This is a genomic window from Candidatus Omnitrophota bacterium, assembly GCA_041650805.1.
Lineage (GTDB): Bacteria > Omnitrophota > Gorgyraeia > 2-01-FULL-45-10 > 2-01-FULL-45-10 > JBAZKM01.
This window is the reverse complement of sequence record JBAZKM010000002.1, coordinates 178,987-192,443: the sequence shown is the minus strand read 5'-3', so window position 1 is coordinate 192,443 and position 13,457 is coordinate 178,987. Positions and strand designations below refer to the sequence as shown.

Sequence of the window (13,457 nt, the reverse complement as noted above, 5' to 3'; positions counted from 1 at the left end):
GAAGATGACTATAACAAATATAGATATTTTTGTCAAGGGTTTTGATATATGAGCAAACGTGGTCTTGTGAGATCGACAGGTGTGATAGGGATAGCTACGGCAATAAGCAGGGTGCTGGGCTTCATCAGGGACATAGTCATAGCCAATTTTTTCGGGACGAGCCTGGCGGCACAGGCGTTCGTCGTGGCGTTCAGGATCCCGAACAGCCTAAGGGACCTTGTCGGCGAAGGCGCCACCAACTCTGCCATAGTCCCGGTGCTGACGGAATACCGCACGCAAAGGGGAGAAGAGGAGTTCCTGCGCATATCCCGCATCCTCTTCAATATAATGAGCGTAGTGCTTATAGCCATCACCGCAGCCGGTGTCCTGGCCTCTCCTCTGATAGTGCGCCTCATAGCGCCCGGATTTATGAGGGAACCGGAGGCGCTGGAGCTGACGATAACCCTCAATAGGGTCATATTTCCCTACCTGGTCCTCATAGGGTTGACCGCGTACGCGATGGGGGTACTCAATACCCTGAAGCACTTCTGGAGCCCGGCGTTCGGGCCGTCCGTTATGAATATGGCCATGATCGCCTCGGCTCTATGGCTCTGCCCAAGGATAGGCGTATTCGGTCTCGTCATAGGCGTCCTGGCAGGAGGGGCCCTGCAGCTCGCCCTGAATATACCTTCCATGCTTAAATACGGGATGACCGTCAATTTCAGGGACGGGTTCAGCCACCCGGCGGTGAAGAAGATAGGTATATTGCTGGTTCCCCGCGTCATGGGGTCGGCAGTCTATCAGATAAATATCTTTGTAGATACGATAGTGGCCTCGCTTGCCTGGATAGTGGGCACAGGCGGAGTGGCCGCTCTATACTACGCTAACCGGTTGGTGCAGTTCCCTCTTGCGATATTCGGCCTCGCCATGGCGCAGGCGGCCCTGCCCAGGATGAGCCAGGAGTTCGCCCTCGGCGATATCGACAGGATGAAAGAGACGCTTTCGTTCTCGCTCCGGAGCGTCTTCTTCATCATGATACCGGCAAGTTTCGGCCTGGCCATACTGGGGACGCCTATCATAAGGATCCTTTTTGAAAGGGGGGAGTTCACCTCATACTCTACCGCCATCACACAGGATGCCCTCTTCTTCTATTCTTTCGGCCTCTGCGCATACGGCGGCGTAAAGCTGCTCGTCTCCTGCTTCTATTCGATGCACGATACGATGACCCCGGTGAAGACGGCGTTCGCCTCCGTCATCCTGAACGTCATCCTTAACCTGATACTCATGTGGCCCCTGAAATTGGGCGGGGTGGCCCTTGCGACCTCCATATCGGCCACATTCAATTTCCTGTGCCTCTATATCATCCTGAAGAGGCGGATAGGCGCGCTGGGCACCCGGGCCATAACCGATTCTTTCGTCAGGGTGCTGGCCTCCAGCGTCGCGATGGGGATGGCGCTTGTGATCATACTGAGGTCTTCCCATGCCGTTGATGCCAGGACGCTTTTCGCCGCCATATTTCTAGGTACAGGCGTCTTCTTCCTGGCCTCATTCCTCTTCGGCGTAAAAGAGTTGAAGGGCTTTCTCGGATGGATATCAAAGAGAAGATAAAAGATCTCCCGGCGTCTCCCGGCGTCTACCTGATGAAGGATGAGGCCGGGGCCGTCCTCTATGTGGGCAAGGCGCTTAACCTGCGCAAGCGCGCATCGAGCTACTTCTATCAGAACCGGCGGCTCGCCGGCCGGATCGAAGCGCTTGTGGAAAAAATCAGGGATATAGCTTATATACCCACCGCTACGGAGGCGGAGGCGCTGATATATGAGAATGGGCTCATAAAGCAGCTCTCTCCCAGATATAATGTCGCGCTCAAGGACGGGAAGAGCTATCCCATGCTGAAGCTGACCGTGAACGAGAAGTTCCCGCGCCTGCTGATAACGCGCCAGAGGAAAGATGACGGGGCCCTTTATTACGGGCCTTATACGGACGCCACGCTCCTGAGAGAGGCCGTCTCGATCCTGCGCAGGCTATTTCCGTTACGGACCTGCCGGGCTATGCCTAAAAGGGTATGCCTGAACTACCATTTAAAACAGTGCCCGGGCCCGTGCGCCGGCAAGGTAGAAGAGGCTGACTACAAAGATGTGGTGCGTGAGCTCGAACTATTCCTGGACGGGAAGAGTTCGGAACTGGTGGCCTTCATTTCGGCAAAGATGGCGAAGGCCTCCGGATCACAGGACTTTGAGAAGGCGGCGCGCCTGAGGGACAGGATAGAGGCGCTAAGCACTTTCAGGGAGAATGGCGTAAGTTACACCACGCGCGATGAGCTTGATGAGCTCGGCAGGGTCATAGGGATGGATAAGAGGATAGAGGTGATAGAGGCGTTCGACGTATCCAATACGATGGGCCGGGAGGCCGTCGGCTCGATGATATCTTTTTATAAGGGGAGGCCCAGGAAGAGCGAGTACCGGCACTTCAGGATAAAGACCGTCTCCGGTGTTGACGATTACAGCATGATGAGGGAGCTGGTGCGGCGCAGGTACAGACGTATGCTGGAGGAGAAAAGAAGCCTGCCCGACCTTGTCGTGATAGACGGGGGAAAGGGCCACCTCGGCGTCGCAACGGATGAGCTCGGCAGGATGGGCCTGGGCGGACTTGCCGTTATAGGGATAGCGAAAGAGTTCGAGCGCATCTACACGCCCGATAAGAAAGATCCTATAGTGCTGCCGAAGGAGTCAAAGGCCATGCACCTGGTGCAGAGGATACGTGACGAGGCGCACAGGTTCGCCATAGCTTACCATAAGAAGCTGCTGTCGAAAAAAGTCGAAAGTTCGGAGCTGGACCGGATAAAGGGGGTCGGGCCCAAGCGCAGGCGCTCCCTGCTCAACCGGTTCGGTTCGGTCGATAAGATACGGGAGGCCGGGCTCGATGAGCTTAAGGCCGAAGGAGGGATAGATGAAAAGACGGCGCGTAACATCGTCGGCTATTTTAAAAGATAGTTCCCTGAGCGTCTTCGAAAGGCGGGTATATGAAGCGGTCAGCGGCATACCGCGCGGGGAGGTCCGTTCTTACGCGTGGGTCGCGCGGATGGCCGGGAGCCCGAAGGCATGCCGCGCAGTTGGCAATGCCCTGAATAAGAATAGATACACGGATATCATACCCTGCCACCGTGTCATAAAGTCGGACGGATCCATAGGAGGATACGCGCGCGGCACATCAGCGAAGAGGAGGATGCTGAAGTCCGAAGGCGTTGACGGGTTGTGAATACGCTGTTATAATCATTAGTTGAAAGGTCCGGAAAATATGATAGAGAAACTGGGTGAAGATATGAAAGCGGCCGAGGAGAAACTGGAAGACCTCCGGAGGTATCTTTGATGTCGGCCAAAAGGTCGAAAGGATAAAGGCGCTCGAGGCCGAGATATCGAAGGCCGACTTCTGGAAGGACCAGGAGCGCTCAAAGACGATAATAAGAGAGCTCAAGGGCCTCAAGGCGGTGGTCGAGCCGTTCAGCAGGATAGAGGCCGGCCTGAAGGACATAAAGGATATCGTAGGCATAGCCGAAGCCGGGGACACCGAATCGCTCGGCCATTTCAATGCCGACCTGGCAAGATTAAAAAAGGAACTGGACGGCCTAGAATTCAAGAGCCTGCTGGGCGGGGAGAGCGACAGCAATAACGCCATCCTCAGCATCAACGCCGGCGCCGGCGGCACCGAATCATGCGATTGGGCCGCCATGCTCCTCAGGATGTACACGCTCTGGGCCGAGGGCAGGGGGTACGTGATCAGCCGGCTCGACCAGCTGGTCGGTGAAGAGGCGGGGATAAAGAGCGTCACGGTCCTGGTGAGCGGCGATTACGCGTACGGTTATCTGAAGTCGGAATCAGGTGTCCACCGCCTGGTAAGGATCTCGCCTTTCGATTCCAATAAACGCCGCCATACTTCATTTGCCTCGGTCGATGTCATACCCGAGATCGCGGACGATATAAAAGTGGATATAAAAGAGGCGGACCTTAAGATAGATACCTATCGCGCGGGAGGGAAGGGCGGACAGCACGTAAATAAGACAGATTCGGCGGTGCGGATCACGCACGTGCCCACAGGGATAATAGTGCAGTGCCAGAACGAGCGTTCCCAGTTCAAGAATAAGACGATGGCTCTGAAGCTCCTGGCGTCAAAACTCTATGAAGTGGAGCATTCCAGGAAGACGAAAGAATTGGAGAAGGCATATGACGCGAAGAAAGAGATCGCGTGGGGAAGCCAGATACGGTCGTATGTCCTGCACCCGTATTCCATGGTGAAAGACCACAGGACCGACTATGAGACGGGGAACGCCTCGGCGGTGCTCGAGGGCAAGCTCGACGAGCTTATAGAGGCGTATCTGAAAAGGGCCCAGGGCCCAAAGCCCGCGGCCCAAAGCCCACGGCCCAAAGCTCAAAGTTAAAATTCATGCTCAACTACATACTGAAAAAGATAATCGGGACGCAGAACGAGAGGATGGTGAGGACGCTCCGGCCTACCGTCGACGTCATCAATTCCTTCGAGCCGGAGATATCCAAGCTTTCCGACTCAGAGCTGCGCGCCAAGACCGACGAGTTCAGGCAGAGGATATCGGAGAAGAGGAAAGATCACATCGACCAGATAAGGGAGCTCGAGGAATTGTTCAGGAGCTCCACATCGCCCGACGAAAAAGAGCGACTGAAGAGGAAGCTCCGCGATCTCAGGAACAGGACCTTCGAGGGTGTCCTGCCCGAAGCGTTCGCCGTGGTGCGGGAGGCCTCGAAGCGCACCATAAAACTGAGGCACTTCGATGTCCAGCTCATGGGTGGTATCGTACTGCATCAGGGCAAGATAGCTGAGATGGCCACCGGAGAGGGGAAGACGCTTGTGGGCACCCTGCCGGTATATCTTAATGCCCTGACCGGCGAAGGCGTACATGTGGTGACGGTCAATGATTACCTCGCCAAAAGGGACAGGGCCTGGATGGGACCGATATATGAATTCCTGGGGCTTACCATAGGCGTAATCCAGCATGACATGGACCAGAAGTCGCGGCAGGAGGCATACGGGTGCGACGTGACATACGGCACGAACAACGAATTCGGTTTCGACTACCTGCGCGACAATATGGTGGTCAGAAAAGAGGATATGGTCCAGAAGCCCCTGAACTACGCCATTGTCGATGAGGTAGATTCGATCCTTGTCGACGAGTCGAGGACGCCGCTCATCATATCCGGCCCCGCCGAAGAGTCGACCGATAAATATTACACCATAAATAAGATAGTCCCGCGCCTCAGGGGCAAGACGATCACCGACAGCGAAGAGATAGCGGCAAAATACAAGGGGCTCGACATCGAGAAGGGCATCGACTATGTGGTGAACGAGAAGAACCATACCGTTAACCTTACGGAAGAAGGGGTCATGAAGTGCCAGGAGATGCTGGGGGTCAAGAACCTCTACGATGACCTGCAGTCGGAATGGGAGCATCACATACGCCAGGCCGTGCGGGCGCATGCCCTTTACAAGCGCGACGTCGACTATGTCGTAAAGGACGATGAGGTGGTCATAGTCGACGAGTTCACGGGACGGCTGATGCCGGGGAGGCGCTGGTCGGACGGTCTCCACCAGGCGGTGGAAGCGAAAGAGGGCGTGAAGATAGAGCGGGAGAACCAGACGCTCGCCACGATCACCTTCCAGAACTACTTCAGGATGTATAAAAAACTGGCCGGTATGACGGGCACGGCAGAGACCGAAGCGGCGGAATTCCAGAAGATATATTCGCTGGAGGTCGTAGTCATCCCGACCAACAGGCCCCTCATACGGACGAACCATCCGGACATCATCTACAAGACCGAGCGGGAAAAGTTCAATGCCGTATGCAAGGAGATCGCGGAGCTCAACGCGGCGGGGAGGCCGGCGCTGGTCGGCACCATCTCTATAGAAAAATCCGAACAATTGTCTAACCTCCTAAAACGCATGGGGGTGCCGCACCACGTCCTGAACGCTAAGTATCATGAGATGGAGGCGGAGATAGTGGCCAAGGCCGGCCAGAAGTATGCGGTCACCATCGCCACCAATATGGCAGGCCGCGGGACCGATATAGTCCTAGGGGAAGGCGTGGCCGCGATGGGCGGATTGCATATCGTGGGTACCGAGCGCCACGAGGCCCGCCGTATAGATAACCAGCTGCGCGGCCGGTCCGGCCGGCAGGGGGACCCCGGCTCCAGCAGGTTCTACCTCTCCCTGGAAGATGACCTCATGAGGATATTCGGCTCAGACCGGATAAAGCTCATAATGGAGAAGCTGGGCATGGAGGAGGGGCAGGATATACAGCACCCGTTCATCACAAAGGCCATCTCGACCGCCCAGAAGAGGGTGGAACAGCATAACTTCGAGATAAGGAAACACCTCCTTGATTACGATAATGTCATGAACAGGCAGCGGGAGGTCATCTACGATGAGCGGAAGAAGATACTATTCGGCGGCGAGCTGAAAGAGTATATTTACGAGATCATGGAAGAGACGGTGGACGGCCTGCTCGATACATACCTTAACGAGAAGGCCTCTTACGACAGCTGGGATTTCGAGGGTCTCCTGCAGCATTTCGAGTCCAGGTTCGGCATGAAGATAAAAGGCGTGAAGCTGGACGAGATGAACAGGGGCGATATCAGGGAAGAACTTTTGAAGCAGTTCAGGGAAGTTTACGACAGGAAGCGGCAGTCCCTTGGCAATGAGATGATGTCATATCTGGAGAGGATGGTCCTCCTGCAGGTCGTCGATTCCAGATGGAAGGACCACCTATACGCGATGGACAGCCTCAGGGAAGGCATAGGCCTCAGGGCGTACGGCCAGCGCGACCCTCTCATAGAGTACCAGCATGAGGGGTACGCCATGTTCATGGATATGATAGACAGAATAAAGGAGGAGACGCTCGAGTACCTCTTCAAGATACAGGCGATAAAAGAAGATCGCGAGCCCGGCGTCTTCGATATGTCCCATCAAAAGCTTCTTCATGAGGAGAAGATGCAGTTCCAGGATGTGCCTCCGGACCGGACAGGGTCCGGCGCACCGTCCTATGAGGGACAGCTCCCGAAAGAGCCGGCGGTCACATATAAGCGTGAAGCGCCGAAGGTCGGAAGAAATGACCCGTGCCCGTGCGGCAGCGGGAAGAAGTATAAGAAGTGCTGCGGGAAATGAGAAAAAGGGTATCGGGTATAGGGTATAGGGTATTGTTGGCATGCTTATCGGCAGTATTATTGATATTATCTTTCCCCGGTTTTAACCTGTGGTTACTTGCGTGGGTTGCATTCATTCCTCTCTTCTTCGCCATAGAAGGACAGGGCCCGCTTAAAGCATTTCTATTATCCTATCTCACCGGCGTCCTCTTCTTTTTTGGCACGATCTGGTGGCTTGTCCACGTCACCCTTCCCGGCATGATCTTCGCGGTCCTTTATCTTGCGCTATACTTCGGCCTCTTCGGCCTTCTTCTCCGATACCCTATACCCCATACCCTATACCCCCTTTTATTCTTTGCCCCCTCCGCCTGGGTCGGCCTGGAATGGATACGATCCGCGGGTATATTCGGTTTCGGATGGGTGCTCCTTGGCCATTCGCAAAGTTTTAATCTCCCCATTATACAGATAGCCGATATCACGGGCGTATACGGGGTCAGCTTTCTCATCATTATGGTCAATGCGGCGTTATATATGGTCGCCAAAGACCTGGCGCGGAGGGAGTACCGTTTCGAACCGCTCATGATAGCGGCGCTCGTCATCTTATTGACTCTGCGGTACGGATACATACGCCTTAATAACGTATTCACAGGCCAGCCGCTTAAGGTCGCCATAGTCCAGGGCAATATCCCCCAGGACCGTAAATGGGATTCGAATTTCAGGGAGGATATCCTCGGCACGTATGAGTCTCTTACGGTAGAGGCCGCGAAAGAAAAGCCGGACCTCATCGTCTGGCCCGAGACATCGGTGCCTGGGTTTTTGGAATCCGAAAGGGATCTATTAGAAAGGGTCAGGGGCCTGGCGTCAAATATCGGGACCCCGCTCCTTGTAGGCACTGTAAGGGAGGAGGGAGGCGGCTATTATAACAGCGCCGTCCTATTTTCCGAAGAGGGGCGGCCTGTAGAGAGATACGATAAGATACACCTGGTGCCGTTCGGTGAATATATACCTTTCAAGAAGATCTTCTCATTTGTAGAAAAGTTCGCGCCGGTCCCTATAGGCGACTGCACCGCGGGCAGGGACTACAGGGTCTTCGACTTTTTTATCGAGAGGGGGGACGTGGGGAACGGCTCCGGGTGGAAGATGCTTAAGAAGGTAAGGTTCTCCGCGCTCATATGTTTTGAGGATATATTCCCGTCCTTAAGCCGGGAGTTCATCAAAAGCGGCGCCGGCTTCCTGGTGAACATCACAAATGACGCCTGGTACAAAGAGACGGCGGCGCCGTTCCAGCATGCCCAGAGTTCCGTATTCAGGGCGGTCGAGTTCAGGACGAACGTCATACGCGCCGCGAACACAGGCCTCTCCTGTTTCATAGACCAGAAGGGGCGCATATCGGATACCGTCGAGTCCGGCGGGAATATATTCGTCAGCGGCTTCAGGACGCGCGAGATCATCCTTTCGCGGGCCGGGACCCCGTACATGAGATACGGTGATATCTTTGCGTGTCTCTGCATGACATATGCGTCTCTCTATATCCTGGCCCGTCTCCTTAAGCCATCGGCATAAATTTTTATCCATAGGCATGTCTATGATAGAAAAGATCAAAAGATCGAATATTTTTTTGAATATCCTATTAAGTGTTTTGGTTATCGGCCTGGTCATGTCCGGGGTAAATAGTTATCTGAAAGTTAAATATATGAATGCGGAGGACGTGAGACATTGGCCTGAAGGGGCTTTTAAATATGGCACGACAGGATATGAAATGTCCCCCTCCTTTTCCTCAAGCATGACCGACGGCAGCTTTTTTATCCATTCCCATAAACTGGGTTACAGGATCCCCCGGCACGCGGACGGGTCTATTATCGAAGAGGGCGGGATATTATCTCTCGGTTGCTCTTTTGTTTACGGATATGAAGTAGAGGCGGAGCAGACATTTACTTATTTAGCCGCTGATAGTTTGCATTTGCCATCGTACAATTATGGAGTATGCGCGTCTTCCTACGCTAATGTTATACTGCAATTGAAAGAATTAAAACGGAGAGGCATTTTAGACAGATTGAAACCGGCCATAATAGTGCTGGGGGCAGAAAACTTGTTGTTTGAAAGATCCCTGAGCCCTTTCCTGCCCACCGGCCATAACGGGCCGCCCCTTGCAGGTCCCTACATAACCAGGAAAGACGACATTATGCAGATCGTAGATCCACCCAGCATGCTTCGCGGCAAGCATCTCTTTTTCCCGCGCATGCTTTACGCTGAGTTTATTAAAAAGAATTACAAAGGACCTGACATCTCTCCGTTTGAACTATACGATTTCGTCATCGGTGCAATAAACGAAATTATAGCACCTTACAAAATGAGATTTATTATTTTGTGGATGCCCCTGGGGCCGAATGATTCTTTAGATGAGGGATTTAAAAAAGTTATCGCTAGATATGATAATATTACTTTGGTTAATGGCCTTGATGCGATAAGAAGATATAAAGTCGCAAACGAAGAGTATAGCGGTAGACACCCCGGTCCGGAAGCCAATATGGCTTATGCGCAAGCGATCGTTTCAGCCCTCCGCAAGTAGATTTATCAAGTCATCCCCATAAGTTCCTGTCGAGGCTCCTGTATGAGATCGCCTCTGAGATGTGATGGGCCTCGATGATCTCTTTCCCGTCCAGATCGGCTATGGTGCGCGATACCTTCAATATCTTATCGTAAGCCCTCGCGGATATCCCCAGCTCCAGTATGGCGAGCTTTAGCAATTCCTCGCCTTCTTTATCGAGCACGCAGTACTTTTCAAGCTCTTTCGACTCGAGGTGGGCGTTGAAGTATATGCCGTCGTTCCTGTAACGCGACCCCTGTACCAGGCGCGCGGCATCCACACGGTCGCGTATCTTTTCCGACGGCTCTCCGCGCCGTTTCTCGGTGAGGTGCTCCAGCTTTAGCCTCGGCACCTCCAGGTGTATGTCTATCCTGTCCAGGAGGGGACCCGATATCTTGGAGAGGTACTTCTGTATCTGGAACGGCGTACAGTGACATTCGCGCTTGGGGTCTGTGAAGTAACCGCAGGGGCATGGGTTCATCGCCGCCACGAGCATGAATTTCGACGGGTAGGTGAGGGTGGCCGATATGCGGGATATGGTGATCGACCCCTCCTCGAGCGGCTGTCTCATGACCTCGAGCACGTTCCGTTTGAATTCCGGGAGCTCATCCAGGAAGAGGACGCCGTTATGCGCCAAGCTTATTTCGCCCGGTACCGGATTGGTCCCGCCGCCTACCAAAGCGGCATCGGATATCGTGTGGTGCGGTGAGCGGAAAGGGCGCGTGCCTATGAGGCCTTTATTCGGCGACAATAATCCCGCGATACTGTGTATCTTCGACGTTTCGAGGCCTTCCTCGAGTGTCATCTCGGAGAGTATCGTCGTAAGCCGTTTTGCGAGCATGCTCTTGCCCGAACCCGGAGGGCCTATAAGGAGGACGTTGTGGCCTCCTGCGGCGGCGACCTCGAGGCCGCGCTTTACGTGCTCCTGTCCTTTCACATCATTAAAATCTATCCTGTATTTTGAGTTCCTCTTGAAGACATGTTCGAGGTCTGCCCTCTGCCTCTCGAGCGGCGCCTTCTTGTTCACGAAATCGACAGCTTCCTTTAATGTATCCGCCTGGTAGACCTCTATATCCTTTACGGTCGCCGCCTCCTTTGAATTTTCTCTCGGTATCACAAGGACGGACCTGCCCATCTTCTTTAATGCCATTGCGATCGGCAGGACGCCTTTGATCGGCTTGAGCCGGCCGTCGAGTGACAGTTCGCCGCAGAAGACGTATGTACTGACCTGGGCCGGATCTATCACCCCTTCAGCCGCCAGTATCGAAAGGGCTATAGGGAGGTCGAACGACGACCCCTCCTTCTTGATGTCTGCCGGCGCCAGGTTTATCGTGACCTTCTTCGCGGGGAATGAAAAATTCGAATTCTTTATGGCCGACTTTATCCTGTCGCGGGACTCCTTTATGGCGATGTCCGGCAGCCCCACTATATTGAAACCCGGCAACCCTCCGCCGATATCGGTCTCAACGGTCACTTCGTATGCGTCCACACCCATAACGCACCCGGAATAGATCTTCGCGATCATAAATCCTCCTTTAATATTCCTCCACCGCGTTCTCGATTATCTCTATATATTCGACTTCGCGCGCCTCGTTCATCTTCACAGAGACCACATCGATCCTCCAATCCGAATCGACCAGGCCGCGGACCTTCAGATACGAGAGTGCGTTCTTGATGATATGGCGCTGTTTCGACCTCGTCACGGAGAGGTGGGGAGGGCCGAGAGAGGACGAGGCACGGGTCTTGATCTCGACGAATACGGTCGTGTCGCCTATCTTTGCGATCATATCGAGTTCGCCGAATACGGTGCGGAAGTTCGTTTCAAGGATCCGATATCCTCTCTTTTGGAGCTCTTTAAACGCCAGTTCCTCGCCGATCTTACCCAGCTTCATCCTCTCGCGGCCCACGACATCACCCTCCGTAAGCTTCCAGGACAAGTTTTTCGATCTCGTCCTTTACCTCCCGTTTTAGCGGGATGACTGTGTTATACCACTTTCCGTCCTTGCCCTCTTCCCGTGGCATGCTGACGAAAAGGCCCTTTTCTCCCTCAACAACCCTGAGCCCCTTTACGACGAAGCTATCCAGTATCGAAAGGTCGCAGAAGGCCTTGGTGGCTCCCGTTCCGTCCAGTTTGTGTATACGGGATACCGCAAGCTTCAATTCCTCATTCATCATCCTTATCACCTCCCTCCATATATATAGATGCCAAAATCCGGAAAATTATTGCAATATTTTTTAAAAAAGTTTCAGGGAGTGATAAGTGGGATGGTTAACAATAAAAAAGCGAGCCCGGGGGGTATTGAATTTCTTTGCGGCTGTGCTATACTAACTATAGAAGAAGAGAACGACTTAACCTTCCGGGAGAAGGATGAGCGGTTCTCCGAAGTGAGTGAGGGCCGGAAGGTCGCCCCGGGTCGGCGGCCTCTCAGGGTCGGTCCCGAAAACCCTTGAAAAAGGGGGCGATTGCACGAACGGCCGGTCTTGAGTCCTTTCTTCGCGAAAGGTTAAGCCACTTCTTCTGATAGCCCACGTTTAGGTAAACGTGGGTTTCGTCTAAAACCTCTTTTTTGACCCGGATTCTATCGTTTCAAGTATCCGCGACGCCTCTTTCTCGCCGCCCCGTTTCCACGCCTCGTATATCATAACGAGCATCCTGGTCGATTTGGAATCGGCTATCCACTTTATACCCAAAATAAGAGTAGCTACGAGAAGTTGTATAAAGTACCTGGGGAGAGTGAAAGACAGGCAGAACGCGATGATGGTAAGTATAAGATATATATTCGGCTTCTTCATATGCCTTCCTTTCTTTTCTTTCTTAGCCCGCGGATCAGTGAGCGCCTCATGCGCCGAAACCAGGTCCATAAGGCATTCGTCGCATAAGGATAAGTGCCTCTCCACGGCTTCCCGCTCTTTATGTGAAAACCGGCCCGCCAGATAGTTCGCCAGCTCCATATCCTGCGTATGCATCCCTATCAATTTTTCTCTTTTTTTCATTTTTCCCTATTCCCTATACCCTATACCCCATACCCCATTTCCTATCCCTCACCTATATAGATGCCAAAATCCCGGAAATTATTGCAAAAAATCTTCAAGGGACCCCTGCAATTTTTCCCTGGCCCTCTTTATACAACTTGCCACAGTCCCGATAGGGAGGTGTAGCATGCCGGATATATCTTCATAGCGTTTCCCGTATAGGAGATGTAGCCGCACCATCAGGCGCTCGCGGGGAGGGAGCCGTCCTATCGCGCCCATGATCTTTTTCCTCAGTTCGTCCCGGTCCAATTCCTGCCAGGGGCTCTTACCGGAGGAACGGGCCGAACCGGTGATCTCGTCTATCACCTCATCATCGGAAAAGGGGATAACCTGCGTGCACTCGCGGCGAAGTTTAGTGCGCACATATGCCATGGCCCCGCGCGCGGAGACCACCGCCAGCCAGCACTCTATCTTATCCCTGTCCCGCACGTCCGCGAGCTTCTTCTCCCGCCAGATAGCGGTCAGGACGTCCTGGCGTATCTCCTCGGCCTCTTCCGAAGATAACCGGATCCCGCGCTTTTTCGCGCGTATCTCTACGGACCGCCTTATGAGAGGGGAGTACTTCCCGGCGAACGCCGTCCACGCCCCGTCGTCTCCGCCGATACACCTCTCTATCAGGTCACCATCGTCGTCAGGAACGATATTTTCCATAGAGACAGCATACTACCGGGGAGAAGCGGTGTCAAGCTAAATTT

Annotated in this window: 12 protein-coding genes; 7 read left to right on the top strand and 5 right to left on the bottom strand. The window is 53.7% G+C overall.

The window, feature by feature from the left end; translation table 11 throughout:
* Window positions 1-48 precede the first annotated feature (48 nt).
* The 7 genes from murJ (at window position 49) to WC515_02350 (ending at window position 9,711) form a co-directional block, all read left to right on the top strand.
* The gene (gene murJ / locus WC515_02380; protein ID MFA5146214.1) at window positions 49-1,587 is read left to right on the top strand and encodes a murein biosynthesis integral membrane protein MurJ; all 1,539 of its coding nucleotides are present in this window, start codon (window positions 49-51) and stop codon (window positions 1,585-1,587) included.
* Window positions 1,566-2,969 (top strand): excinuclease ABC subunit UvrC, encoded by a 1,404-nt coding sequence (locus WC515_02375; protein ID MFA5146213.1) that lies wholly within the window; start codon window positions 1,566-1,568, stop codon window positions 2,967-2,969. Before murJ ends, WC515_02375 begins: the two co-directional genes overlap by 22 nt.
* Window positions 2,926-3,234: an MGMT family protein gene (locus WC515_02370; GenBank protein ID MFA5146212.1), complete on the top strand. Its 309-nt coding sequence runs from the start codon at window positions 2,926-2,928 to the stop codon at window positions 3,232-3,234. The genes WC515_02375 and WC515_02370 overlap by 44 nt, the downstream gene beginning before the upstream one ends.
* Before the next feature lie 39 nt (window positions 3,235-3,273).
* Window positions 3,274-4,411 (top strand): peptide chain release factor 2 gene (gene prfB, locus WC515_02365; GenBank protein MFA5146211.1). Its coding sequence is split into 2 segments (ribosomal slippage): window positions 3,274-3,342 and window positions 3,344-4,411, totalling 1,137 coding nucleotides; the frame shifts between segments, so codons are not numbered across the junction.
* A gap of 5 nt (window positions 4,412-4,416) precedes the next feature.
* Window positions 4,417-7,164, top strand: a complete 2,748-nt coding sequence (gene secA / locus WC515_02360) for a preprotein translocase subunit SecA (protein ID MFA5146210.1) — start codon at window positions 4,417-4,419, stop codon at window positions 7,162-7,164.
* Entirely contained in the window at window positions 7,161-8,705 is a 1,545-nt protein-coding gene (lnt, locus tag WC515_02355; GenBank protein MFA5146209.1) for an apolipoprotein N-acyltransferase, read from the top strand. The genes secA and lnt overlap by 4 nt, the downstream gene beginning before the upstream one ends.
* Window positions 8,706-8,727: 22 nt before the next feature.
* A complete protein-coding gene (locus WC515_02350) occupies window positions 8,728-9,711 on the top strand; it encodes a hypothetical protein (protein ID MFA5146208.1) in 984 nt (327 codons plus the stop codon).
* Window positions 9,712-9,721: 10 nt separating this feature from the next.
* On the opposite strand, the gene WC515_02345 is transcribed toward WC515_02350, so the two are convergent.
* The 5 genes from WC515_02345 to WC515_02325 form a co-directional block, all read right to left on the bottom strand.
* On the bottom strand, window positions 9,722-11,254 hold the full coding sequence (locus WC515_02345) for a YifB family Mg chelatase-like AAA ATPase (protein MFA5146207.1): 1,533 nt from the start codon (window positions 11,252-11,254) through the stop codon (window positions 9,722-9,724).
* 10 nt (window positions 11,255-11,264) lie between these two features.
* Window positions 11,265-11,636 carry a YraN family protein gene (locus tag WC515_02340; GenBank protein ID MFA5146206.1) on the bottom strand — a complete coding sequence of 124 codons (372 nt, stop codon included), beginning with the start codon at window positions 11,634-11,636 and terminating at the stop codon, window positions 11,265-11,267.
* A 4-nt stretch (window positions 11,637-11,640) separates the two neighbouring features.
* Window positions 11,641-11,904, bottom strand: coding sequence for a SpoVG family protein (locus tag WC515_02335; protein MFA5146205.1), 264 nt, complete (start codon window positions 11,902-11,904; stop codon window positions 11,641-11,643).
* Between the two features lie 378 nt (window positions 11,905-12,282).
* Window positions 12,283-12,723 (bottom strand): zf-HC2 domain-containing protein, encoded by a 441-nt coding sequence (locus WC515_02330; GenBank protein MFA5146204.1) that lies wholly within the window; start codon window positions 12,721-12,723, stop codon window positions 12,283-12,285.
* Window positions 12,724-12,801: 78 nt separating this feature from the next.
* The gene (locus tag WC515_02325; GenBank protein MFA5146203.1) at window positions 12,802-13,413 is read right to left on the bottom strand and encodes a sigma-70 family RNA polymerase sigma factor; all 612 of its coding nucleotides are present in this window, start codon (window positions 13,411-13,413) and stop codon (window positions 12,802-12,804) included.
* Window positions 13,414-13,457 lie beyond the last annotated feature (44 nt).